This is a genomic window from Kiritimatiellia bacterium, from assembly GCA_028715905.1.
In the GTDB taxonomy this organism is placed as follows: domain Bacteria; phylum Verrucomicrobiota; class Kiritimatiellia; order JAAZAB01; family JAAZAB01; genus JAQUQV01.
Window position 1 is genome coordinate 1 of the sequence record JAQUQV010000036.1, and the last position, 23,927, is coordinate 23,927.

General features: G+C 55.3%; 23 protein-coding genes. 13 read left to right on the forward strand and 10 right to left on the reverse strand.

Going from position 1 to position 23,927, the window contains the following annotated elements:
* Together secA and lnt are read left to right on the forward strand one after the other, a co-directional pair.
* Positions 1-2,651: preprotein translocase subunit SecA (gene secA / locus PHP98_07985; GenBank protein ID MDD5483574.1), on the forward strand; the 2,651-nt coding region annotated here is incomplete at its 5' end.
* A 36-nt stretch (positions 2,652-2,687) separates the two neighbouring features.
* Positions 2,688-4,391, forward strand: a complete 1,704-nt coding sequence (gene lnt, locus PHP98_07990) for an apolipoprotein N-acyltransferase (GenBank protein ID MDD5483575.1) — start codon at positions 2,688-2,690, stop codon at positions 4,389-4,391.
* Positions 4,392-4,419: 28 nt separating this feature from the next.
* Here the strand turns inward: lnt and PHP98_07995 are convergent, their stop codons facing one another.
* Complete coding sequence (locus PHP98_07995; protein ID MDD5483576.1) at positions 4,420-5,181, reverse strand: AraC family transcriptional regulator; 762 nt, start codon at positions 5,179-5,181, stop codon at positions 4,420-4,422.
* Between the two features lie 67 nt (positions 5,182-5,248).
* Positions 5,249-6,205 carry a hypothetical protein gene (locus PHP98_08000; protein MDD5483577.1) on the reverse strand — a complete coding sequence of 319 codons (957 nt, stop codon included), beginning with the start codon at positions 6,203-6,205 and terminating at the stop codon, positions 5,249-5,251.
* A gap of 104 nt (positions 6,206-6,309) precedes the next feature.
* On the opposite strand from PHP98_08000, the gene PHP98_08005 reads away from it, so the two are divergent.
* From PHP98_08005 to PHP98_08055, 11 genes are all read left to right on the forward strand, one after another.
* Positions 6,310-6,483 carry a hypothetical protein gene (locus PHP98_08005; protein ID MDD5483578.1) on the forward strand — a complete coding sequence of 58 codons (174 nt, stop codon included), beginning with the start codon at positions 6,310-6,312 and terminating at the stop codon, positions 6,481-6,483.
* Positions 6,480-8,264: a chorismate-binding protein gene (locus PHP98_08010; GenBank protein ID MDD5483579.1), complete on the forward strand. Its 1,785-nt coding sequence runs from the start codon at positions 6,480-6,482 to the stop codon at positions 8,262-8,264. Before PHP98_08005 ends, PHP98_08010 begins: the two co-directional genes overlap by 4 nt.
* A gap of 68 nt (positions 8,265-8,332) precedes the next feature.
* Positions 8,333-8,605, forward strand: a complete 273-nt coding sequence (locus PHP98_08015) for an acylphosphatase (protein ID MDD5483580.1) — start codon at positions 8,333-8,335, stop codon at positions 8,603-8,605.
* A 23-nt stretch (positions 8,606-8,628) separates the two neighbouring features.
* Positions 8,629-10,791 carry a VacB/RNase II family 3'-5' exoribonuclease gene (locus PHP98_08020; protein ID MDD5483581.1) on the forward strand — a complete coding sequence of 721 codons (2,163 nt, stop codon included), beginning with the start codon at positions 8,629-8,631 and terminating at the stop codon, positions 10,789-10,791.
* 183 nt (positions 10,792-10,974) lie between these two features.
* Positions 10,975-12,192: a Gfo/Idh/MocA family oxidoreductase gene (locus tag PHP98_08025; GenBank protein MDD5483582.1), complete on the forward strand. Its 1,218-nt coding sequence runs from the start codon at positions 10,975-10,977 to the stop codon at positions 12,190-12,192.
* Positions 12,189-12,377: a ferredoxin gene (locus PHP98_08030; protein ID MDD5483583.1), complete on the forward strand. Its 189-nt coding sequence runs from the start codon at positions 12,189-12,191 to the stop codon at positions 12,375-12,377. The genes PHP98_08025 and PHP98_08030 overlap by 4 nt, the downstream gene beginning before the upstream one ends.
* A gap of 122 nt (positions 12,378-12,499) precedes the next feature.
* Positions 12,500-13,540 (forward strand): hypothetical protein, encoded by a 1,041-nt coding sequence (locus PHP98_08035; GenBank protein ID MDD5483584.1) that lies wholly within the window; start codon positions 12,500-12,502, stop codon positions 13,538-13,540.
* Positions 13,537-14,193, forward strand: a complete 657-nt coding sequence (locus PHP98_08040) for a hypothetical protein (protein MDD5483585.1) — start codon at positions 13,537-13,539, stop codon at positions 14,191-14,193. Before PHP98_08035 ends, PHP98_08040 begins: the two co-directional genes overlap by 4 nt.
* A gap of 1 nt (position 14,194) precedes the next feature.
* Positions 14,195-14,797: a hypothetical protein gene (locus tag PHP98_08045; protein ID MDD5483586.1), complete on the forward strand. Its 603-nt coding sequence runs from the start codon at positions 14,195-14,197 to the stop codon at positions 14,795-14,797.
* A complete protein-coding gene (locus tag PHP98_08050; GenBank protein MDD5483587.1) occupies positions 14,794-15,276 on the forward strand; it encodes a hypothetical protein in 483 nt (160 codons plus the stop codon). The genes PHP98_08045 and PHP98_08050 overlap by 4 nt, the downstream gene beginning before the upstream one ends.
* Positions 15,277-15,297: 21 nt before the next feature.
* The gene (locus PHP98_08055; GenBank protein MDD5483588.1) at positions 15,298-16,524 is read left to right on the forward strand and encodes a type II secretion system F family protein; all 1,227 of its coding nucleotides are present in this window, start codon (positions 15,298-15,300) and stop codon (positions 16,522-16,524) included.
* A 12-nt stretch (positions 16,525-16,536) separates the two neighbouring features.
* On the opposite strand, the gene PHP98_08060 is transcribed toward PHP98_08055, so the two are convergent.
* From PHP98_08060 to PHP98_08095, 8 genes are all read right to left on the reverse strand, one after another.
* Positions 16,537-18,174 carry a hypothetical protein gene (locus tag PHP98_08060; GenBank protein MDD5483589.1) on the reverse strand — a complete coding sequence of 546 codons (1,638 nt, stop codon included), beginning with the start codon at positions 18,172-18,174 and terminating at the stop codon, positions 16,537-16,539.
* A 79-nt stretch (positions 18,175-18,253) separates the two neighbouring features.
* Entirely contained in the window at positions 18,254-18,814 is a 561-nt protein-coding gene (locus PHP98_08065; protein MDD5483590.1) for a prepilin-type N-terminal cleavage/methylation domain-containing protein, read from the reverse strand.
* Entirely contained in the window at positions 18,811-19,266 is a 456-nt protein-coding gene (locus tag PHP98_08070) for a type II secretion system protein (GenBank protein MDD5483591.1), read from the reverse strand. The genes PHP98_08065 and PHP98_08070 overlap by 4 nt, the downstream gene beginning before the upstream one ends.
* A gap of 64 nt (positions 19,267-19,330) precedes the next feature.
* The gene (locus tag PHP98_08075; GenBank protein ID MDD5483592.1) at positions 19,331-19,906 is read right to left on the reverse strand and encodes a type II secretion system protein; all 576 of its coding nucleotides are present in this window, start codon (positions 19,904-19,906) and stop codon (positions 19,331-19,333) included.
* A gap of 56 nt (positions 19,907-19,962) precedes the next feature.
* Positions 19,963-20,478 carry a hypothetical protein gene (locus PHP98_08080; protein MDD5483593.1) on the reverse strand — a complete coding sequence of 172 codons (516 nt, stop codon included), beginning with the start codon at positions 20,476-20,478 and terminating at the stop codon, positions 19,963-19,965.
* 237 nt (positions 20,479-20,715) lie between these two features.
* Positions 20,716-21,282: a hypothetical protein gene (locus PHP98_08085; GenBank protein ID MDD5483594.1), complete on the reverse strand. Its 567-nt coding sequence runs from the start codon at positions 21,280-21,282 to the stop codon at positions 20,716-20,718.
* A gap of 13 nt (positions 21,283-21,295) precedes the next feature.
* Positions 21,296-22,939, reverse strand: a complete 1,644-nt coding sequence (gene pilM, locus PHP98_08090; GenBank protein ID MDD5483595.1) for a pilus assembly protein PilM — start codon at positions 22,937-22,939, stop codon at positions 21,296-21,298.
* A 142-nt stretch (positions 22,940-23,081) separates the two neighbouring features.
* Positions 23,082-23,450 carry a prepilin-type N-terminal cleavage/methylation domain-containing protein gene (locus PHP98_08095; protein MDD5483596.1) on the reverse strand — a complete coding sequence of 123 codons (369 nt, stop codon included), beginning with the start codon at positions 23,448-23,450 and terminating at the stop codon, positions 23,082-23,084.
* Between the last annotated feature and the right edge of the window lie 477 nt (positions 23,451-23,927).

Below are 23,927 nucleotides of genomic sequence, written 5' to 3' on the forward strand. Positions count from 1 at the left end.
TGCCGCTTTACCTCAACGCGCTGGCCGGTGAAAACGTCCACCTGGTAACGGTCAACGATTATCTGGCGCGGCGCGATTCCCAATGGATGGGCACGGTGTATCAATACCTGGGCCTGACGGTCGGCTGCATTCAGAACCAGATGGACCGCGAGGAACGTCGCAGGCAGTACGCCTGCGACATTACCTACGGCACCAACAGCGAGTTCGGCTTTGATTATCTGCGCGATAACGGTATGGCCTACAACGCTGCGGACGTCGTCCAGCGCGGGCATTTTTTCGCGATCGTCGATGAAATTGACAGCATCCTTATTGACGAGGCGCGCACTCCGCTGATCATCTCGGGGCCCGCGCCGGTTTCCAGCCATCAATACAACGAGATGAAGCCGCTCGTTGAGCGCCTGGTGCGGAAACAGCGCGATCTCTGCAATGTTTTCATGCAGGAGTCCCGCGAGTTTCTGGACAGGAAAGAGATTGAAAAGGCGCAATACCGCCTTTACCAGGTGCGGCACGGCATGCCGAAGAACAAGCAGTTGCTGCACATGCTTGAAGACGGCGGCATCCGCAAACAGCTTGAGCAGATTGAAAGCGCCTTTCTGACGGACATGCGCAAGGAACAGGCGCGCGCTTTGCGCGAGGAGCTTTACTTCACCATTGACGAGCGCGGCCATGACGCCACGCTTACGGAAATGGGATGCGCGACCATGAGCCCCTCCGATCCCGACGCCTACGTTCTGCCCGACCTGGCCGCGCCTTTCAGCGACATTGAGGGGGATAGTTCCCTGAGTCCGCAACAGAAGCATGAAAAGCGATCCGCCATCCAGCAAGCTTTCGCGGTAAAAAGCGAGCGCATTCACAATGTTGACCAGTTGATCCGGGCTTACTGCCTTTATGAAAAGGACGTGGAATACGTCGTGCAGAACAACCAGGTCCTGATCGTGGACGAGTTCACCGGCCGTATTCTTCCCGGCCGGCGCTGGAGCGACGGCCTGCACCAGGCCATTGAGGCCAAGGAAGGCGTGTCTATTGAGCGCGAAACGCAGACCCTGGCGACGATCACCATTCAGAATTATTTCCGGATGTATAAAAAGCTTGCCGGCATGACCGGAACGGCCATGACCGAGGCCAATGAATTCAACGATATTTATCATCTGGACGTGGTCGCGATTCCCACCAACCGCCCCGTGCGCCGGGTTGACACGAACGATCTTATCTACCGCACGCGCCGCGAGAAGTTCAAGGCGATCGTTGACGAGATTTCCGCCTGCTGCCGAACCGGCCAGCCCGTCCTGGTGGGCACGGTTGCGGTGGATACCTCCGAACTGCTCAGCCGCATGCTCAAGCGCGAGGGAATTACCCATAATGTTCTGAACGCCAAGAACCACGAGCGCGAGGCGGAAATCGTCATGCGCGCCGGCCAGCCCGGGGCCGTTACCATCGCCACGAACATGGCCGGCCGGGGCACGGACATCAAGCTGGGGGCCGGCGTCGTGCATTTGGCGAAGGATGTCATTGAGTCCGGCCTGAAGCTTGACGACAAGCATAACGGCCGGAAATTGGTGGATATTCTGCGCGAAAAGCCATGCGGTTTGCATGTAATCGGCACGGAACGCCACGAGGCGCGGCGCATTGACCGTCAGCTGCGCGGCCGTTGCGCGCGTCAGGGCGACCCCGGATCGTCGCGTTTTTACGTTTCTCTGGAAGACGACCTCATGCGCCTTTTCGGCTCGGAGCGGATCGCCAACATCATGAGCCGCATGGGTATTGAGGAAGGCCAGCAGCTTGAGCATCCCTGGCTGAACCGCTCCATTGAAACCGCCCAGCGGCGCGTGGAACAGCACAATTATTCCATCCGCCGCCGGACTCTTCAATATGACGACGTTATGAACAAACAGCGGGAGGTCATTTACACTTTTCGCGGCGCCGTGGTCAGGGCGGAAAACGTCCGGGAACATCTCTTTGACATTGTCGCCGAAATAATTGAAAATCGCGCGCAGGAGGCGTTCCAGGAACGCGGCCAGAACACGCTGCATGAGTTTGTGTCGTGGGTCAATACCACTTTCCCGGTCGGGATGAAAACCGATGATTTTAACGCGAAGGATATTTCCGCGGAAAAGGCGTTTCAAATGATTTTTGACCGGGTCAAACGCGCCTATGAGCTGAAGAGCGAGATTGAAGACCAGAAAAGCCTGCCCGAGCTGGAACGTTACATTATTTTACATTCCATTGACAGCCATTGGCAGGATTATCTGCGTGCCATGGACAGTCTGCGCCAGGCGGTCGGTTTGCGCGCCTACGGGCAGCAGGACCCACTCGTTGAATACAAGCGCGAGGCTTTTAACATGTTTGCGACCCTGATGGGCGAGATTAAGAATGAAATTGTTGCCAGGATGTTCCGCGCAACCACCTCCCTCGCGGCCTATCAGAAGCTGGTTGTCTCCATCCCCCACAAACTCGTGCACCAGGAAGTTTCTGCGCTCGGCGGCGGGGCTGCTCTGCCGGCGGCCATGGGCCGCGGCGGCCCGGGGCTAGGCCGGCCGGAAGGGGGCGGCATGGCGCCGGCAACCGTCAGGCGCGAGTCCGCCAAGGTGGGCCGGAACGACCCGTGTCCGTGCGGGAGCGGGAAAAAATTCAAGAAGTGCTGCGGAGGGTAAAAAAGGCACAGAGGCACAAAGGGGCAAAGGCACAAAGTGGAAGACGAAGAAAGAAGTCAGAATGAACAAAAAAACGCTTCACGCTTCACGAGAGACGCTTCACAAAAAATCGCCGCTGCGTTTTTAAGCGGGATACTGCTTTTCCTTTCCTTTCCGCCTTTTGAATTTTTTCCGCTTGCCTGGCTGGCGCCGGCGCCGTTGATTTATATCTGTTTTGTCTCCAAACCGGCCGAATCTTTTTCATGCGGCCTGCTGGCCGGGGCGGTTTTTTGGCTGGCGGGTATTTTCTGGCTGGCGAAAGTTTCCTTCTTCGGCTGGATTTTTGTCGCGCTTTACTGCTCGCTCTATTTCGCCGTTTTTGCGGCGATTGTTTCCTGGTGGCGCGGGACTTTTAAAATATTCAACATTCAACATTCAGCTTCCGATTTTGAACGGAGGGATTTGTGTTCAAAGTTGTCCGACTCTGGCGGAAAAGTTCAGCGTTGGATGTTGGAAGTTTTCGGCGTCTATATGATCCTTCTCTTCGGCATTCCCGCCGTCTGGGTCGCGCTGGAATATGTCCGGACCCGCATTTTGACCGGATTTCCGTGGAATCTGCTGGGCGTCAGCCAGCATGCCTGCCTGCCCCTCATTCAATGCGCCGATTGGGGCGGTGTTTACCTGGTTTCTTACCTGATTGCGATGGCGAATGCGGCGGTTGTTCTCCTTGTTTTTAACCGCGGAAAAGGCGTTCTTCAGGCCGCGGGAATTATCGTTCCGTTTGTTTTGATCATTTCCCTGGTTCTGGGATACGGTTTGCGGCGCCTGGAGGCGGGAAGGGCCGGCGGACCGGTGGACAAAATCAGGACGGCCTCCGTGCAGTTAAATGTGCCCCAGCAGTATAAATGGTCGGAAAACTGGGCCGAAGATATTTACCGCCGCCTGAAAAAATCCGCCGCGGCGGCGGGCCGTCCGGCGCCGCCCGGCCTGATTGTCTGGCCCGAAACCGCTCTGCCTGATTTCCTGCGGTATGGCGAGGCAAGCCGCGCGGCGGCCAATGAAACCCTGCGGCACGGCGTTCCATTGCTGGCCGGTTCCATGGATTACGAGATGCTTTCCGGGAAAACGAATTATTATAACAGCTCTTTCCTTTTTATTCCCGGAGATGAACCGCCGCAGGTTTATATCAAGCGTCATCTGGTGATTTGCGGGGAATACGTGCCGTTGGCCCGTTTTTTTCCTTTCCTGCGGTCCATTACCGGGATTGAGGAGGATTTCACGCCCGGCGCGGAAACCGTTGTTTTCCGGTTGAAAGAGAAAGGGCGGGCATTTGCGGTCCTGATCTGTTTTGAAGATATTTTTCCTTGCCTGGCGCGCGCGGCTGTTCTGGCCGGAGCGCGGCTGTTGATCAACCAGACCAATGACGCCTGGTTTGACCCTTCATGGGCTTCGCGCCAGCACATGGTCCATTGCGTCTTCCGCTGTGTTGAGAACCGGGTGGCTTGTCTGCGCGCCGCCAATACGGGCGTAACCTGTTATATTGACCGTTTTGGCTTCATCCGTTCGGCCTTAAAACCGGCCGGCGCCGGCGTCTATGAGCCGCAGATTATGCGGTGCGAAGCGGAATTTGAGGCGGAAAATATGCCGCTTTCCTTTTACACCCGCCACGGCGATCTTTTCGCCCTGGCCTGCCTGGCCTTCACGCTGCCGCTTTTGCTGGCTGCCCTGCTGAATGCGATCGGGTTGCGGAAGAAAAATTGAGTTGCACTGAACCGCTTGCGGGCGGGCGTTATTTCAACTGACGCTGGTATTGGGAGGGCGTAACGCCCTGCAGTTTTTTAAATGTGCGGGTAAAATAATACCGGTCGCAGAATCCGGTTTTTTCCGCTACCTGCTTTATGCTCTGGCGCTGATCATGGAGAAGCGCGCAGGCCCTTTCAATGCGTTTTTGCCGCAAATAAGCCTGCGGGGTTATTCCCAGTTCGCGGTGATAACAGCGGAGCATGCTGTTGACGCTCATGCCGAGATGCCGGGCTATTTCCCGGTTGGAAACCGACTGCTGGACGTGCGTTTCAATAAAGGACATGTTTTCAGACAGCCGCAATGAAGCGCGCGACGTTTTAAGTTCCGTATCCGGTATCCGCGCCAGGAGGGAGATAACCAGGCCGTGGACAGCCATGGTTGGCCTTACGGCGGTGATCGGGTCGTCTTTCAAGGGGAACGATTTCAGAATGCTCAGTATTTCCGGCCCGGCCTTGAATGTATAAATTTTGGAGTTCAGTTGCGCATAGGGCGCGTCCGCGAAGAAGTGCGTATAGAAATGAGGCGGCGCGCCGTGAGCCAGCCGCTGGTTGATTCCGGTGTTGGGCGGCACGAGGATAATCCGCTTCGGCGTCAGCTTGACGGTTTGCGGGCCGAGAGAGATTGTTGCGCCGGACCGGCTGTTCCAGTACATCCGCCAGAAAGAAACCGCAAAATCATTGCTGCGCCATGTTCTCAGAAATTTACGGCCAATGATGATGATGCGTATGTTCGGGTTGTAATAAGTCATGGCGGAAAAACACGCGCCGGCCTGTTTCCCCCGGTTTTTTTAGCCGCTAATGCCGGCACAAGCTTTGCTACCGCGCTTTTTCGTTCGCGGCGGCATTTTCGGAAAGAGCGGCCCGGATCTTGAATCGTTCGCTCAATATGCTTTCCGTCTTTTTTTGCCATTCTTTCTCCGGTGACTGGAAAAAGACCAACGACACGGAAAAAGTAAAATCCTTCTCTTTCTTATCCGCTTGCGCGTCAAAATACAGTTTGTTGTCGCGGGGCCGGTTCCAGAATTGATTGCAATTGCGGGCCCCCTTGTAAATTTCCGGATAAACATAGGCCAGCCCGCTCCCGGTTTTGCTGGAATAGATGCCGGCCCAGCGGATATCTTTTTTCAGAGTGAATGAGTTGTCGTCCTTAAAACTGCCCTTTAGAATTTTTCCGTCCACTTCGGTTATCCATTGGTCCGTGTCGTTGGACAGGCAATGCATGAACACATAAAACAATGACAGCGCGGCTTCGTCCGCAACGCGGTGAAAACGGGCGGTTTCATCTATGCGATCGCCGGCGAATTCCAGCAGGATATCGCACGCATACGGGCCGATAATGGATTTTTTGGCCAGCGCAAAGCTTTTTCCTCTGACGCTGAAATTGTCCGGCCGGCATATTTGTCCTTCCCGGGTCAGGGGGTAGTCCCGGTTGTCCACTTTCAGGATGATTTCCTTGATGATTTCTCCGCCATGGCCCGTGCCGATCCATTTATGTGTAACTCCCTGCGGATCGGTCCAGGCGTTGATCACCGAGCCGTTGTAACCGGTAGGCGTGATCATGGGCATGCCTTTGTAGGATGCCCCTCGGATGGTCCATGCCCATTCCGGCGCTAATTCAACTTCCAGGTCTCCAATCGCAATTTTCGGCTTTTGGCCGGAAAGGGTGAATTGGCCGGCATTTGTCAGTTTCTCCTTCTCCAGCGGCCGGTTGTCGGAACGGCCCGCCGCGATCAGAAAAAAGAGCATTGCAATCAGAATGGATGCGTATTTCAATTTTTTTCTCCGATTGCGCAACAGTCCCGTTCCGCCGCATGTCTCCGGGCCGGATCAGGGGGGGGGGAATTACCGCGGATATTTGTAATCCCCGCCGGCTTGAATTGCAAGGTTTTTCCGGCGGGAAAATTCAGCGCGAATTGACTCAAGATAAAAAAGACACCGGCGAGAAGGTTGAAAAGGAGGGGAAAAGCATTCCTGCCGCGATTTTTTTTATGGCTTGCCATTCCTGCCCGTTGCCGTTATATGATGCCGGCATGGTGTGGCAACAATCATGAGCGGCGGGAAAAATCAAATCGTAATCTGCCGGACGGAAAAAGGGCAATGGCTGCGCTTCCAAAAGCCGCTTGAAATTTTCAGCGCCGCCGGGCCGGGGGAAGTCATTCCCGTCCTGGAGCATATTGAAAAAGAAGTGGCGGCGAAAAAGCTGTACGCCGCCGGTTTTGTTTCTTATGAGGCCGGCGCGGCTTTTGACCCGGCCTTTAAATTCAGGCCCGCCCGGGATTTTCCCCTGCTCTGGTTCGGTTTGTTCCGGAAGGCCGAGCCGTTTGTTCTTCCGGCCGTGAAAAGTTCCGCAGGGCGGGCGCCCGCATGGAAAAGCTCGGTGGCGAAGGAGGAATACAAGGTCGCCTTGCGGAAAATCAAAACCTTTATTTTCCGCGGCGCGACTTACCAGGTTAATTATTCCTACCGCCTGCGCGCGCCTTTCAGGGGGGATGCCCTGTCCTTTTTCCTTCGGATCGCCGGGCGGCAGAACGTTCCCTATGCCGCGTTTGTCGGAACCGGGCGTTTTGCGGTTTGCTCGTTTTCGCCGGAATTGTTTTTCAGCCTGGACGGCAAGCTGATAATTTCCAGGCCGATGAAAGGCACTCTGCCGCGCGGCCGCCTGTTGCCGGACGACCTGGCGCAGGCCCGCCGGCTTTATTTTTCTCAAAAAGACCGGGCGGAAAACGTGATGATCGTGGACATGGTGCGCAATGATCTCGGCCGGATCGCCGATAGGAACACGGTGAAAGCGTTTAATCTTTATGCGGTTGAAAAATATGACACGGTCTGGCAGATGACTTCGTCCGTCAGGGCGCGCACCTCCGCGGGGCTGGCTGATATTTTCCGCGCCCTTTTCCCGCCCGCTTCAATCACCGGCGCGCCGAAAGTGCAGACCACGCGGATCATCGCGGAACTGGAGACGACCCCGCGGCGCATTTATACCGGCTGTATCGGGTTCCTGGCCCCCGGCCGGCGGGCGCAGTTTAACGTTGCCATCCGGACAGCGCTGGTTGACCGGCGGCTTGGCCGGGCGGAATACGGGGTGGGGGGCGGCATTGTCTGGGATTCGGCGGATCATGCCGAATATGACGAGTGCGCCGTGAAAACAAAAGTGATTTGCTCGCCTTCCCCGGACTTTGAACTGCTGGAGACTCTTCTTTGGACGCCGGAAGAAAATTATTTCCTGCCGGATTTGCATCTGGCAAGATTAAAAGCCTCGGCCGCCTATTTCGCGTTTCCTTTCCATGAAAAGAAAATTCGCGCCGCCCTCGCCGCGCTGGCGTTGATTTTTTCCGCCCGCTGTCCGCGCGGAAACAAAAAAACCGGCCCCGGCCGCGGCCGGCGGGTGCGCTTGCGGTTACGCCGAAGCGGGGAATTTTCGCTGGAAGATTCGCCGTTTGAGCCGGGAAGCTCCGCCAGGCCGAAGGTTTGCCTGGCGAAACATCCGGTTGCATCCGGGAACGTTTTCCTTTACCATAAGACCACTCACCGGAAGGTTTACGACGAGGCCCGGGCGGCGCGCCCGGGATATGACGAAGTCATTCTCTGGAATGAAAAGGGGGAAGCGACGGAATTCTGCGCGGCCAATATCATTGTTGAGCTTGGCGGCGAAAAGCTGACCCCGCCGGTGAATTGCGGATTGTTGCCGGGCACATACCGGCAATGGCTTCTGCGGAAAGGCGCGATAAGGGAAGAGGTGATCAAAATTAACATGCTGCCGCAATGCCGGCGGATATTCCTCTGCAATTCGGTCAGGAAAATGCGGGAAGTGCGGTTGGAAACTGGAAATTAGCGCTGAAGCTGGTTTTATATTCCCAATTTCAAATTTCCGGTTTCAACGTTTTATAAACTCGTTGATTTATGTCTGTCAGAGTTCACCTTAAAATTTCCGGGCTTGTGCAGGGGGTCTGTTTCCGTTATTACTGCCGTGAAGAGGCGGAACGGCTGGGCTTGAAAGGGTTTGTGCGGAACAATGCCGACGGCACCGTGGAAGTGGTGGCGGAAGGCGGGGAAGAGGCCGCCGGAAGTTTGGCGGCCTGGTGCCGGCACGGGCCGCCCGCGGCCCGCGTGACAGACTGCGAGGAAATATTGGAGAGCGCGGCGGGCGGATTTGATTCGTTTGGAATAGGATAGAGAACCGCGCGCGGCTGAAAGAAATGAAAAAAACAAAATTATTTGCGGAAGAATTCAGAAACAAGGCGGCGGACGTTCTCCGCCGTGAAAACCAGCCGCTGAACGAAAAACAAATCGCCGCAAAGCTGGCGGTGCGCGGAAAAGAACGCAAGCTGCTGGTCAAACTGCTGAATGCCATGGTCCGGGAAGGCCTGATTGTCCGTGTGCATCAGAACCATTACGGGTGCGGGTCCCCGGCCGGCCTGGTAACCGGCGAACTGGAAGTGCGCCGCTCCGGCGACGGCGTCGTCACGCCGCGGGCCATTTCCGAAGATTCGGAACAAAAGGGAGGCGGCGAAGTTTTTGTTTCCCGCGGCAATTTGGGCACGGCTCTGCCGCATGACCTGGTGGTGGTGCGGCTGGTCAAGGATACGGAGGGGATAAAATGGGGATTGCGCCGCGCCGGAAAGGTGATCCGCATCCTGGAACGTTCTCCGGGAAACATTGTCGGCACTTTGCGCGCCACCGGCCGGTTTTTTTACGTCGTTCCGATTGACCCGGTTTACGAAAGGGATTTTTACGTGCCCGGCCCCGGCAAGGCGCGGGTCAACGACCGGGTTGTGGTGCGGTTTGTGTCCTGGGCCAACCGCCATGTCAACCCGGAGGCGGAAATCATTGACGTCATCGGTCCGGAAAATAATCCTTCCCATGACACCGCCGTCATTATCCGGCAGTATAATCTGCCGGATCGTTTCCGGCCGGAAATCCTGAATGAGGCCGCCCGCTGCGCGGAACTGCTGAAAGAACCAGGTCCGCGGAACGATTTCCGCGGAAAACATATTTTCACCGTTGACCCGGCCACGGCGCGCGATTATGACGACGCTATTTCGCTGGAAACCGGCCCGGACGGCAACCGCGTTCTCGGGGTGCATATTGCCGACGTTTCCCATTTCGTCCGGCCGAACAGCGCCCTGGACAAGGAGGCCCGCCTGCGGGGCAACAGCGTTTATTTCCCGGATCTGGTTCTGCCGATGCTGCCCGAGGAAATTTCCAATGGGCTTTGCAGCCTCAGGCCGGGCGAAGACAAATTCGCCTTTTCGGTTCTCATGACTTTTGACGCCGCCGGCGCGCCGTTAAAGGCCGATTTTTGCCGGAGCATAATCCGTTCGCGTTTGCGGCTGACCTACGGGCAGGCTTTGGATGCCCTTCAAAGCCCGCACCGGCATTCGGTGGATATTGACAGGCAGTCGCGCGATCTGCTGTTGGGGTGCCATAATCTTGCCCAGCAGATGCGCCGGCGCCGTTTTTCGCAATACGCGTTGAATCTGGATATGCCGGAATACGAAATTTTCATGGGCAAGAACGGCATGATAGAGGATATTCGCCAGACTCTCAGCGATGTTTCCCACCAGTTGATTGAAGAATGCATGATCGCCGCCAACGAGGCGGTGGACCGCGCGCTGAGTGAAAAGGGCTTTTGCCTTGTCCGGCGGGTGCATGAGCCTCCGGATGCCAGGAAAATTGAGGCGCTTGCCACCCAGCTTGCGGAAATCGGTTTTCATCCCGGCGACCTTTCCAAACGGAAAAACATGGCGGATTTTCTTGAAAAGATCATCGGCCATCCCTTTGAATATGACGCCAAGCTGGCGGTGTTGAAGAGCATGAAACGCGCGGTTTATTCGCCGGAAACGTTCGGCCATTACGGGTTGGCCAAGAAATATTACGCCCATTTTACCTCGCCGATCCGCCGTTATCCCGACTTAGTTGTCCACCGCGTTCTGGCGGCCATGCTGGCCGGCCGCGCGAACCCGTACCGGCCCGGCGAACTGGCCGGTTTAAGCTTATCCTGTTCGCGCGCCGAACAGGCCGCCGACGAGGCGGAAAAAGCCCTGATTGAGATAAAAAAATACAGGTTTCTGGAACAGCAGATTGCGCGCCGCAAACCTGAAATTCACGACGCCGTCGTGGTCCACGTCAGGAATTTCGGCATGTTTGTTGAACTGACGAAACTGCAATTGCAGGGCTTGGTGCGCGTTTCCACGATTTCAAGGGAATTTGTGCGCTATGATCCCCGGCGCGAGGAATTGTGCGCGCATAAAAAGAAATACGGCGCCGGGAGCCGCGTGAAAGTGATGCCGGTCAGGGTTGATTTTGACAAGCGCCAGATTGACTTTGTGCTGGCGGAAGATCAACATGGAGTAACTTAAACTTACGGAACGGCAAAGAAAAACAGGAAAACATCCTCTCTCAGAGCGTGTTGAGAACACGGAAAAAATGTTTGCTTTCGCCTTCGGCGAAAAGAAATATTTCTCTATGAACTCTGTGGTCTTTGTGCGAAACATTTTTCTTTTATTTGGGTTGCGGGCATAGCCCGCATTGGGAGGAAAATAATGATTCGGGAAAAAATCAAGATTGGGATCGCCGGCGCGCGTTTTGCCGCCGCTTTCCATCTGGCTTCATACCGGGCACTGGCCGGCATCGGCGCCGAGGTAATCGGTGTGTATTCAAAATCGCGGAAAAGCCGCGAGGCGTTCGCGCGGAAGAACGGCTTGAAAGCCTTTGCGAGCTACGACGAGATGGTTCGGGCGGTTGACGCGGTGGATTTGTGCGTTCCCGGCGCTTTGCACGAGCCGCTCTGCCTGCGCGCGGCCGAATTGAAGCGCCACGTGATCGTTGAAAAGCCTTTCACCGGCGCTTACGGGCCGGGGGCCGAAGATTGGCGGGGAAACAAGGCGGACAAAAAACTTCTGCTTGAAGAAGCGATGGCTTCAGTCCGGCGCATGGCGGACGCGGCCCGCCGGGCGGGGATCAGGATTATGTACGCCGAAAACTGGGTTTATGCGCCCGCGGTCCGGAAAGAGGCGGAGATTTTGCGCGCCACGCAGGGGCAGATTCTGTGGATTCACGGCGAAGAAAGCCACAGCGGCAGCGCCAGCTCCGCCTACGGCGACTGGCGTCTTTCCGGCGGAGGCTCGCTGGTCGGGAAGGGGTGCCACCCTTTGACGGCGGCGCTCTATTTGAAACAAGTGGAAGGGCAGGCGCGCCTGGGGCGTCCGATCCGGCCGGCCACGGTGAGCTGCCGGACCCATGAAATAACGCGCAATCCTAATTTTGTTGACGCCAGCCATTTGCGGACTGATTACAAGGATATTGAGGATTTTGTCCAAGTCCATGTTGTTTTTGAGGACGGCATGGTGGCGGACGTATTTTCGTGCGAGCTGGTGATGGGCGGGGTGCACAATTGGCTTGAAATTTATTGCAACAATCATCGCATGCGTTGTAATATCAATCCCATTGACGCCAATGTCCTTTATAATCCTGTTGAAAAACAGCTTGAGAAAGTGTATCTTAATGAAAAACTGGGCACGAAGCAGGGCTGGAGTTTCCCCGCTCCCGATGAGAACTGGATGAACGGTTACCTGCAGGAACTGCAGGATTTCATAGAGTGCCTTGTCCATGATCGGGAGCCGCAGGGCAATCTTGTCCTGGCGGCGGATACGGTCGGCGCGCTTTACGCGGCGTATCTCTCGGCCCAGGAAAACGGCCGGGAAATGCAAATTCCGCTTATGAAAGCGAATAAATACCAGGAGGAGGAGGCAAAAAAATGAAAGTAAAAATAGATGCTGATCTGTGCACGGGATGCGGGTTGTGTGTTGATACCTGTCCCGAAGTATTTGCGATGGATGATTCCACGGCCAAGGTCATTGCGGCGGAAGTTCCGGCGAAAGTTTTGGATGCCTGCCGGGAAGCGGCCGACAATTGTCCGGTGGAGGCGATTGCGATTGAAGAATGACACAATCAGAAGTCAGTAGCCAAAAGTCAGGAGACAGAAGTCAGAAGCCAGAAAGCGGAAGATATTAGCCTTTCTCATATAATTCTGACTACTGACTTCTGTCTCCTGACTGCTTTTAATTTATGGCCTTATTAAATGCCAACGCCCTTATCAGCCGGTTGAAAATAAGGGTTACCCCGCAGGAGATTGCCGCCATTGATTTCAGCCAGGCGGAAATCAAATGCGCGCGGCTGCGGCGCCTGAACGGAAATGTTCAGCTTGTGGCGGCCGATGTTTTGCCGCCTGTTCACGGCGAAGCGTCTGCGGCTAAAAACGCCGCGCGCCGGTTAATCAGCCTGCCGGCGCACCTGGCGTGCCGCTGTGTGGCGCTCTGTTTGCCGGGCAACAATGCGCTGGTTAAATTATTGAGCATTCCCGGCCATCTTGATGACAGTTCAGAGGCCAGGATCAGGGAAAACATGGGGATCAGCGCCGGAGATTACCGGATTGGTTACAAGGTCCTGGGGTATAGTCATGGCCGCGTGGAAACTAAACTGCTGTCAATCGCCCTGCCTGAAAGCGAGTTTCAGCATTATCTCGGTTTCTTTGCGATCGGCTGGCCGGTGCCGGTTGCCGCGGAATTGGCGGGTGTGGCGGGCATCAATACGTTTATGAGGGGCTACCTTGATAATTGCGCTGATGAATCGGCGGGCGTTATCCAGATTGAGGACAAGGTTTCCTTTTTTGCGTTTATCCACAAAAAAGAGCTTGTTTTAGTCCGCAAATATGAATTTGGCCATGACCATATATTGAACGCCATTCAAACCCGTTTGAACGTTAACCGGGAGACGGCATGGAATGTCGCCTCCGATCAATCCTTTGATATTTCGCAGATGCTTAAGGAAGTCGGCGATTCTTTTATCAGGCAGATAGTTATCTCCAAACATTTCGTGGAGCGGCGGGAAAACTGTCATGTCTCGCGGATTTTCATCCCGGGTTCCGTGCCTGCGGCACATCTTTTGGCCCAGGACCTCCGGGGGGCCGCCGAAACCGAAGTTGAACAATGGAATCCGTTAAAAGCCGCCGTTGTTCCTTCGGAGGCAGCGGCGCACAGCCTGGCCGGCCGCGCTTCACAACTGGGCGCCGCCATCGGCGCCGGCATCGGCTTTTTCGGGGAAAAATGAATCTTTCAGTCAATTTGCTTCTGGAATCAGAGGTGCGGAGTATCAGCCGCATCAGCCGTAAATTTCTTCTCAATGCCGCCGCGGCCTTTGCCGCGCTCCTGCTGCTGGCTTTTGTCGGTTTTGTCTTATTGGGCGCGCGTTCCGCCGCCCAGTCTTTCCGTTTCGCCGAGCAGGAGAAAAAACAATCGGAAAACATTTTCCGGGCGGTCAATGACCTTCGCCAGGAATTGACCGGACTGCAGGATTTAACCAACACCATCGGCGGCTGGGCCGCCACCCGTTCGGATTGGCCGTCAATGTTGGCCGGCCTGCCGTCAATCGTGCCCTCCAATATTCAGTTGACGAAGATGACGGGGAACGAAAATATCAACGCGGTTGACAACGTTCCGACGCGCGTTGTGAGTTTGTATTTTCAGGGCAAGGCCGCCGGCGGGCATTCGGAAGTGGATGTGCAGGAGTTTGAAAAAAACCTGAAGGAAAAACCCCCTTTCGGCGAATTCATGGAACTCGTTCAGGTAAAACAGTTTGAGGCCGTCAGGACCGGCGCGCAAGAGGATATAAGGATTTTTGACATTGAATGCCGCTTCAAGCCGCAGAAGTTGTTTCAGCCCATAAAAAAAGAGGAACCCGCCCGCAAGCGCGGCAAAAAATAGAATGAATATCGGCGATAAAAGAACGCAGTATATTATTCTGGGGGCAATTGCCGGATGCGCGGCCTTGTTCCTGCTGCTGCAGTTCCTCATTTTGCCATCTCTTGCTTCCTGGAAGGAAATGTCAGCCAAAACGGAGGAAATGCGGCAGGAACTCTTTGAGATGCGCAAGGTTATACAATTGCGGCCGGAAGTCTCCCTCCAGATTGAAAGCGCAAAAACGGCGGTTAAATCCCTGGCCGCCAATATTCCTTTGCCGGTGCTTGGCAATTATCTGCTGGGCATGGAGGAAAGCATTTGGAACTGCACCAACGGCACGGACGCTGTCATCGTCAGCATCGCCGATAATAACGTTATGGAGCTTCCTCCGGCGAACAAGACATTCCGGCTGTATCGCGTTCGCGTGCAGGTCCAATCCGGGTTGGATGACTATGCGCGGCTGGTGAAAAATATTCACGGCGTTAACCCGCTCTGCTCAATCTCCGGCATAAATATCGCCGCGCGCGAAAATACGCCTCAAGTTCATGAAATCAGTTTTATTGTTTCATGGCTGGTCTGGTCGGATCCGGCCAAACGGCCTGGTTTTCTAATGGAGGTCGTAAAATGAGCGGCGTAACACGCGTGAAAAAACGCGGGGCTGGTCTTTTGCTTTTTTTCGGCTGGTTGTTTTTGGCGGGCAATTCGCCCGCGGCGAACGGGCTTGAGCGCGCCGCGCCGGCTCTCCCGGCAACGAACGGCCAGGAAGCGGTTGAAGAAGGCGGCGCTTCCGCCCTGGAAGTCGGCGTGCGCCCGCGCGACCCGTTCTGGCCGGTCGGGTTTTACCCGTCGGCGTCCGCCGGCGCGGCTGCCTCGGATAATATGCCCGGAACGGAGGGCGAACAGAAAAAAAACGGGCAACCGCCGGATTCGGCTGAAATACTGCGGATAGGCGGCGTTGTTAAAAAGGGAAACACCTTTTATGCGACCGTCAACGGCCTGACGGTCAAGGTCGGCGAGGTTATTTCCGCGGTGGCCGGCGGCAGTGTTTACAAATTTGTCGTGGAAAGCATTGATTTCAACAAAGTGCGGTTCAAGCCGGTCAAGTGAGCCGCCTGATTAAAAATTGCCATGCGGACCTATTTGTACCGCGCCCGTAATATGAGCGGCCGGGTCGTTGAGGGAACGATCAATGCCGTTGATGACCGCGGCGTCTACCAGCAGTTGTCGGCGGAGCGCCTGGTGCCGATTTCCATTCAACCGGCGGCCGCGAAAAAGACCGGTTTGACGGCGCGTTTCTTTTCCGGCCGGATCAAGGATGAGGATTTGATCATTTTCAGCCGCCAGTTGGGCGCCATGCTGAAAGCCGGCATCCCGATCCTGCAGTCCTTTGACATTCTGCGCGCCCAGACTGAGAAGCCGGCTTTCAAGGAGGTGCTTACGCAGGTGAGCCGCAGTCTGACGGGCGGTTCACGTTTGTCGGAGGCATTGGCTGAATTTCCGCGGGTTTTTTCCCCGGAATACATCAATATCGTGATTTCCGGCGAGACGGGCGGAGACCTGGTCCAGGCGCTGGCCAACATTGCCGTGTGGATGGAGCGCGAACTGGAAATAAAAACCGCGATCAAGTCGGCCTTGCGTTACCCGGTGATGGTGATGATCGCGCTGATTGCCGCGGCCATACTGATGATCATGTTTGTTGTGCCGCGCTTTGCCGTTTTTTTTGAGAAATACACCGCCGCGCTGCCGTTGCCCACGCGCATCCTGATCGCCGTCAACAATGTCTTTCAGGCTTACTGGCCGGCGTTTCTCATTGTCATTGCCGCGGCGGCCGCGGCGGCTGTTTATCTTTTGAGGATCAAACCCATTCGCTTGAAATATGACCAGATGAAATTCCACCTGAAGATCATCGGCCCGCTTTACACCAAAATAATGATTTCCCGTTTTGCCCGCATCTTTTCCATGCTGGTGCGCAACGGGATCCCCGCGCTGAAAGGGATGGAGGTCGCGTCCGAAGTCATTGCCAACACTTACTTCAAGGAATTGCTCCTGAAGGTGAAACAGAGCGTCCAGGATGGCGGCACCATCGCCGACGGATTTTTTAACGACATGCCCGTTTTCCCGCCGATGGTGACTAACCTGATCGCCGTCGGAGAAAAAACGGGCAGTCTGGACGACATGCTGGAGCAGGTGGTGGATTTTTACGACATGGAGATCAAATACACCCTGAAGAACCTGACGACGATGATAGAACCGATCATCACGCTGGTCATTGCCGGCGGGGTGCTCTTCCTGGCCCTGGCTATTTTACTGCCGGTCTGGAACATGTCTCAGGCGATGACCGGCCAGGCGCAATGAGAAATTCAGAGTTTACGGTTCAGGGTTACGGCTGAACGCCATGTCAATTGAGAGATAATCGGGTTCCGAGTTGACTTCCGGCTCGGGATAATTGGTCCACGCGGCGCCATCCCATCTTTGAAAGTTCACATGACTCCCCTTGTTCAACGAAAGATGGAAGAATTCCGGGGAAAGAGGGTCCGCCTTAAGCACGCACCATTTTGCCGCCCACGAGCCCCAGGCTGGAGGATGATTGACCGCCGGCATCAGTCCGTTCGTAAAATCAGTGCCGTTCGTTGAGAGCCAATACGAATATTTATCTTCATTTTGAAGACAAAATGCCACCATTAAAATGTTTGTCCGGGAACTCCAGGCGATGTCAAAACATCGTTTGGCGGGGTCCTCCATCACAGGCGAGGTGGAAAACTGGGTATAGGGTCCCCATGCGCTCCCGTTCCAGACGGTTCCCTCCAATGACCGTCCGCTTTGCAGGATCGCGGCATAGGCCAGCGCGCCATCGGCGCTGTATTCCACCCGGATCCAATAAGGTGTTCCGCCGTATATTTCCGACATTGCATTTTGCGGGCTCCACCCGGTTGTATAAGTGCGATATTTCAGGTATTGCCATGCGCCTTCAGCGGAGGGGTCGCCGATGTAAACGACCAGCGCCCCGCTGGCGGAATAAGTCGCATCCATGGTTTCACACTCAATCTTGGAGTTGAGATCTTCCTCCAGACTGATATTGTCAATCCACGCCGACCCGTTCCAGACAATAGCGCTGCTGTAGTTGCGTTTTTTTCCTTTGGTGGTGCGCCAGCGCGCCAGGCACATGATTTCATTGGATTCGGGCTTGGCGACCAGGCGAATCCATTGAACCGCGGCGCCGGCGCCGACGTCCATGGCAATCGGATTCGACCATCTGTTCGCGTCCCAGATGCAATACTGGGGGTTTGCAGTCCCGACACTGTAGACCATCATTCCCCGTCCGCTTGTCTGTTCATAGGCGATATCAAATCCACGGGCGTAGTCGGCCGGGGCCGTCCCCGTAAAGAGCGTGTTTGAAACCCAAGTTCCATTGATCCATGTTTGAGCCGATATCCGTCTTCCTTCATCCTGGACGGCCAGCAGATACTCATCCCGCAGGGGATTGGCCATAATCCTGTACCATTGCGCATCCCGGTTCATTGGATCCTGGAGGGCAGTCAGTTCATTAGTGCTTAATCCGTTTGTATTTGACCACGTGCGATAACGTGGAGAATGCACGTCTTTTTCATGATAAACCACCAGCGCGCCGCCCGCAATTTCGGCGGGCAGGCGCCATTTGCTGGTCCAGCGCGAATCACCCTGGATTCCGATGGAGCTGACAATGACATTGTTGCCGGCGTTGGTTTCAATTGTGGCTGAAAAAGACGCGCTGCCGACCATGCCGGTCCAGGGCAGATTGGTGTAGATAGGATTGGTGGAGAAGAGGCAGGTTCTAGCGAGACTGATGCCGCTCTCGGCCGCAAAAAACGCCTTGCTCCAGTTCAGGGCCTGGAGGCTTTTCATGGACCCGGACGTGGTCAGCATGAGTACGCTGCCCCCGAGGAATCCCAGCACGACAATCACCATGATGATGCCGATCAGGGCAATGCCGGAACAGGCGCTCTTTGGGCGCCGACCCGCCCGCATCCGGCAGCCGCCGGAAGCCATTGCGGGCAGGAATTGGAAACTGGGAACTGGGAATCCGGACTTCATATTTTTATACTGTTCATTTCAGCATATTCTCCTGCAGAAAAAAATTGATCTTCAACTCGGAATCCGCCATGTTGTTGGCCGCTTTTATATCCAGCGCCACGCGCGTGATGCGGGCGCAATCGGTGGTAAGCGGCAAGGGCTGCAACGGCCCGTTGGTGGCGTCATAATAGCTCAAAACGAACCGTTCCACGCCCGTTGCCATGCGGTTGTCGTTCAGTTTGATTTCCGCGCCGGACCAGCGGCAAGTAGTGGTCGCGTTATGTGTATTGCTGAAAATCCATACGTTTGAATCGGCGGAGATGGTCTGAACGTGCAGGCGCGCTTCGCGCCGCATGCGGCCGACGGCATCCGCGAGGTTGCCGTCGGCCTGTTCCTGCGCCAGCAGGAGAGTATAGAGCCGGCTGGCGCTGACCAGGTAATGGGTGGTGATGCCGGCGACAATGGCCATGATGACGACGCTGATTGCCAGCTCAATGAGGGTGAAGCCGGAAGGAAAGGCAGAAGGCAGAAGGCAGAAGTTTTTCCGCCTTATCTCTGACCTCTGATCTCTGACCTCTGCCTTTAAGTTAGTCATATCCGCCCCACCACCGACATGTTGGAAACGATAATCACGGCGTTGCTGACCACGACCGTGATGCGCTTGAAATCGGAATTGCTGGTCGCAAGGTTGAAATTGGACGGGGAGACGTTCGTTACGATAACCCGCCGGCTGAAACCGGAAAAATCGGGGATTAATATCCCTTCAATCGTTCTGGGCGGAGACTCAAACAGGTTGGTATAGTCATCCACGTCGTCAAAATTCACGCGGTAATTGGTGGGGAATGAATTGGTGGAGGAAAATTCTTTTGACCGGATTTCATTCATCAATTCCTCGGCCAGCAGGTTGGCCGATTGAAGCGCGCGCTGTCGCTCCATGTTCCGCATTGATTCCTGGAACACCGTAGCCAGCGCCAGAATCGCAATGCCCGCGACGGTTACGGCGACGATGAGTTCAATGAGAGTGAAAGCGTTTGCCTGTTTTTGCAATTTCTCCGTGAACTCTGTGTGCTCTGTGAGAAACATCTTCTCTTTTTCCGTGGGCCTATCTCTGTTACTCGATTACGTCGGCATAGCCGGTAACGGGCGCGACCGTAACCATCAGACCTGAATGCAAGGTAATGACGCCGTCGGCGGTCAGCGGCGCCAGACCGGAGTCAAAAGGCATGCCGTTGGTTTCGCTGAAATAAAGCGTGTCGCCGCCGTTGATGTCAACCGTGTCCAGGGCGGCGCCGGAAAACCTTTTCCCGAGATCAACAATCCAGTCTTGCCGGGTTACCGGCTCCCTGGCTGCCGCAAAGCTGCCCGTCCCGGTCGTGTCAATCCAGACCGTATAATTATTTGCGGCAACATTGAACACAACCCGCGTGGCCCGTTCGTGGTTCATGGCCATGTTCCGGATATAGGCCAGGTGCGATCGGATCTCATTGGCGGCGATACGGTCGTTCCAGGAATCAGCGCCGCCGAATTTAATGATTGCCGCCATCATCAAAACGCCGACAATGGCAATGACCGCAATTAATTCAATCAGGCTGAAGGCGGATGAAAATGCAGGCCTGTCCGCAATGGCTTCCGGCGGCTGCCGGATGCAGGCGGGATGCAGCAGGCGGGATGCAGAATGTTTTTTCATGGCATGAAATTCATGACGTTGAAATGTTTCTTCATTCTGAATTCTATGTTTCTTGCTCATTTCAGCCTGAGGATCATTTGCCGGCCGCCGTCTTTCAACAGCACTTCCCGCTCGGTTACCTTGATAACGGTCCAGTTCGCGATGCGTTCGCCCTCGCCGATGAGGCGGCCGTTGATCATCGCCGCCCGCGACGCGCTTCCCCGCGATACAATGGCGGTCAATTTGATGTCGGGCGCGGGCGCGGCGGGCAGGACGGGTTCGTCGCTTATTTCCGGCGGTGCGGCAACGCTGGAACGCGCGGAACCGAACGGATTGTTTTCAGGCAGCAGCATCGCGATTCTCCGCTGTTCAGCCGATATTTTCGGATCAATCGGCGGCTCCGGCGCCGCCGCCGGCTGAATTGTTGCGATGGGGGAGGGGATTTCGGCGCTGGCGGCGCTGATTTGTCCGGCGGCGGGCGCCGCCGGACGTTTCCTGATTCCGGGGATGCTGGTTGCAAGCAGGTAAATCAACAGCGGCAGGGACACCGCCAGCAGAATCCACGCGATTATATTCCGTTGTTTCTGTTCCATGTTATCGCTCCGGTTACCATTTTGCCATCCGCAGAAAAGAATTTGCGGACAAAGAAGGACAGGATAACAGGATAGGATTTATCCTGTAAATCCACGCGGTTGACAGTCAGCCAATTGTCGTTAGTCTTCAAGTCAGCCTTTTATAAGGGGATGCAGACCTCCCAATAAAACAAAGGCCGGATTGCGCTTTTACGCGCCATCCGGAGGATGGGCGCGTAAAAGCGCAATCCTTTTCTTTTATTCAAGCAGAAAAACCGATAACACAAGCGCAACTTCAATTTTGTCTTCCGCCCCGCCGTCCGCGGCGGCCGTAACTTCTATGGACTCAATTTTGTGGCCGATATTCCAGGCGGCCAGATTCTGCAGAAATTTAACCATGGAGACGTAAGGCCCTTTCAACGTAATCGCGTGCGATAACGAATCTATGACAACCCCCTTGTCTTGCGCGGAAAGAACCATTGCTTTTTTGCCATGCCTTGAGGTATTGGTCATTTCCATGCCGGAGCGCGAGGCGGCCTTGACGACATCGCGCACCAGCATGTGCGCCTCATAATCCCGGCCGGCGAACCTGGATGTGATTTTTTCAATATCGGCCCGCAGGGTTTCCAGCCGCCGGGCATAGTTGGCGATCAGGACCGGATCGGACCGCCCGGCGCTTATTTGCGCTTGCAGGTTGCGGGTGGTTTCCGTCAATTCGTTCAGGGCGATCGTCCGATTCCGGAGCCAGAGTCCGGCGCAGATCACGGCCAGCAGGGCGAGACCGGCGGCCACGAGCGACCTGGTGTGACTGAACATGAATAACACGATGTTTCTCTTTCTAGTAAATCAATTCACATTGAATCTCAAAGGAACCGAGCATGTTTCCGGTTGGATGGGATTGGGCGTTGATAATATTAACCTCTTTGAAAAACGGCGAAGCGCTGAGCGCGGAAAGGAGCCTGGAGAGCTCGTTATCAAAGCCGGCGGCGGAAGGCAGGACATGTCCTTGCAGGATAATGAGGTTGGCCTGCCCGAATTCGCTCCGGGCATGTTGCCGGTCAAAACCGGTGTTGAAACGGGTCAGGACTATGTTCCCGGAAAATGCGCCGGCCAGCGCATTGAAAATGCCCGGCCAGAGCGGAGCGCGGCCGACCAGCCGCTGCAATGCGGCGTAATGATCCGACTCCACCCGGAACTGTTGTTGGAGCGTTTCCAAATGCCGGCGATCATCGGCGGCCTGTTGGGCTTGCGTCTGGTATTGTGTAATGGTTGAGCGCGTGTTTTTAATTTTTACGGCCTGGCATGTCCCGCCCGCGGCCAGGGGCAGAAAAGCGGCCAGTAACAGGGCCAGCACCACGCCGGGCATGAATGCCGCAAATCGTTTCATGATTTTTTCGGATTTAGGCATGAGACTGATTGCCGGCGCTTCCGTCAGCGCCAATCCGACCGCCAGCGCCAGGCGCGCCTTGTTTTTTTCGGCGTAATTACGGGTGGCGGTATCGGCAAAATTCAATCCGGCAAACGGGTCTATCACTTTGACCGGCAGCAGGACCAGCGCGGATTCCAGGTGTTTTTTCAGCGCCGGCAGGCAGGATGTGCCCCCCGTGATATAGACGGCATCCACTTTCTGGCCGACATTGTCCCGGTAAAACTGGATGGAGCGCGCGATTTCCGAGGAAATGCGTTCAACCGCCGGGCGCACCAGCGCGTCAATGTGTTCAAGTTTCTTTTCCCCGGACTGCGGAAGGCATCCGGTTATTTTCATTTCTTCGGCTTCAATTTCCGTCAACCGGACCGGGCCGGCTGACGTTGAAATTTCCGTGGACAGCATTTTAGTGACGGCATCTCCGCCCGTCGGCACTTTCCGCATGAAGCGCGGGGTTTGATGGTCAAAAATATAAAAATTTGAGGATTCGGCGCCGATGTCGGCCACAAGAAAAACCGGCGATTCGCGGTCCCAGGCCTGCCTGCTCGCCAGGGTCTGGTAGGCGCAGGCTTCCAGGGTGAGATCATTGACTTCCCCGCCGCTGCCTTCAATCAGCCGGCCCCAGGGTTTGACGGCCGCCCAGTCGGCCAATCCCACCAGGTTGCCGGTATGGTTGCCGAGAAATTCGGAACTGATATGCGCCATGAGCGGATGAGCGCTTTCCCATGAAAGCAGTTTCCTGGCCTGCAGCAGGATGGCGCCTTCCATCTCGGCCCTGCTCATTTTCGGCAGGATCGTGAAGCAGCTTTTAACGGCATCGCTGGCCGTGAAGACCACCTGGTAACCGGCCAGATTTTTATGAATGAGAAGGCGGCGGACAATATCAAGCGGGGCGAGAGTTTTGCCTTTTACCCGCGCCTCAAAAAGGTAATTTTCAATGAAGATGTTTTCAACCTGAAAAGCGGAATCGCGCTTGCTCAGCAAGACCAGCTTGGCGCCGCTGGCGCCGCATTCCATGCCCGCCCTGCGGCCGGAAGTGAGTTTGAGGTTAATCATGGCGCTGAATCAACCGCGACGGGCATGAAAAACATGAAGACACAGAAAAATTACTCCCGTCTGATGAGTGATTCTGAAATGACACGAGGGGGCAAAATCTCCCCCCCCCCGCGTCAAAACCAACTGTTTGCCAACGGCATATTTATTCGTTGGTCATGCCGGATACCAACCACACGCCGCTGGATTGGGCATAACTGACGGTGGTGGTATAGTATTGCCAGGCGTTGCTTTTCTGCACATGCCCCCAAATATTGCTTTCGGACGGCCAATAACCGGAGTTGGTAGCCGTTCCTACCGTATATTCAATTTGAGTGCCGCTTATGATATTGCTGGCAAACAACAAATGCGTGACAGTGCGCAACGCCGCGAGTTGTGCGCGGTCGGCCGAACGTTTGGCCTTGTCCGTGACATCAATATATTTCGGGATGGCGACGGCCATCAATATGCCGAGGATCACAATCACGACCACCAGCTCAATTAATGTAAAACCGCCGGTTAATTTGTTTTTCATTGTTCATTTCCCTTCTTTTTTATCGCGCTGCAAGCGCGAGCGTTTGTTGGCGAGCCACGGTTTATTACACCCTGCCACGCGTTTTGCATGGCCTGCCGCTTGCCTGTCCGAATCCGGCCAGGTTTTTTTTCGCAGCGGCCTCATCATGATCCTGATATGGCCCGTAAGCCTGGTTTGAATCATGCCGGCCTGGGCAATCCTGCCATAGCTTTTCCGCCCGGAATGTCATGTCTTTGGCGGGAGCAACGGCGGATTAACCGTGTGTTGCTGACTCCGGTTTCCCGGTTGACTTTCGGTCACCTCCTTATTTATGCCTGCCGCAACGTTGTTTAAAGCCGCAGCCGGCAGGCGTATCTATTAAGCCATTTGCAGGAAACTTTTTTTGCTAAAAAATTGACTGCTATTTGCTTAAAATTGGATTCAAAATAGCTTATTTGGCCTCCAGTTGTCAAGGGAAAAACGTTGAACAGACGGGGG

Coding starts and splice junctions, on each gene's coding strand:
- PHP98_08030 (MDD5483583.1), top strand. CDS start 12,189: ATGAAAGTAAAAATAGATGCTGATCTGTGCACGGGATGCGGGTTGTGT.
- pilM (MDD5483595.1), bottom strand. CDS start 22,939: ATGATTAACCTCAAACTCACTTCCGGCCGCAGGGCGGGCATGGAATGC.
- PHP98_07995 (MDD5483576.1), bottom strand. CDS start 5,181: ATGACTTATTACAACCCGAACATACGCATCATCATCATTGGCCGTAAA.
- PHP98_08060 (MDD5483589.1), bottom strand. CDS start 18,174: ATGCGGGCGGGTCGGCGCCCAAAGAGCGCCTGTTCCGGCATTGCCCTG.
- PHP98_08075 (MDD5483592.1), bottom strand. CDS start 19,906: ATGAAAAAACATTCTGCATCCCGCCTGCTGCATCCCGCCTGCATCCGG.
- PHP98_08080 (MDD5483593.1), bottom strand. CDS start 20,478: ATGGAACAGAAACAACGGAATATAATCGCGTGGATTCTGCTGGCGGTG.
- PHP98_08065 (MDD5483590.1), bottom strand. CDS start 18,814: ATGACTAACTTAAAGGCAGAGGTCAGAGATCAGAGGTCAGAGATAAGG.
- PHP98_08020 (MDD5483581.1), top strand. CDS start 8,629: ATGAAAAAAACAAAATTATTTGCGGAAGAATTCAGAAACAAGGCGGCG.
- PHP98_08050 (MDD5483587.1), top strand. CDS start 14,794: ATGAGCGGCGTAACACGCGTGAAAAAACGCGGGGCTGGTCTTTTGCTT.
- PHP98_08025 (MDD5483582.1), top strand. CDS start 10,975: ATGATTCGGGAAAAAATCAAGATTGGGATCGCCGGCGCGCGTTTTGCC.
- PHP98_08045 (MDD5483586.1), top strand. CDS start 14,195: ATGAATATCGGCGATAAAAGAACGCAGTATATTATTCTGGGGGCAATT.
- PHP98_08035 (MDD5483584.1), top strand. CDS start 12,500: ATGGCCTTATTAAATGCCAACGCCCTTATCAGCCGGTTGAAAATAAGG.
- PHP98_08015 (MDD5483580.1), top strand. CDS start 8,333: ATGTCTGTCAGAGTTCACCTTAAAATTTCCGGGCTTGTGCAGGGGGTC.
- PHP98_08040 (MDD5483585.1), top strand. CDS start 13,537: ATGAATCTTTCAGTCAATTTGCTTCTGGAATCAGAGGTGCGGAGTATC.
- PHP98_08055 (MDD5483588.1), top strand. CDS start 15,298: ATGCGGACCTATTTGTACCGCGCCCGTAATATGAGCGGCCGGGTCGTT.
- PHP98_08095 (MDD5483596.1), bottom strand. CDS start 23,450: ATGAAAAACAAATTAACCGGCGGTTTTACATTAATTGAGCTGGTGGTC.
- PHP98_08010 (MDD5483579.1), top strand. CDS start 6,480: ATGAGCGGCGGGAAAAATCAAATCGTAATCTGCCGGACGGAAAAAGGG.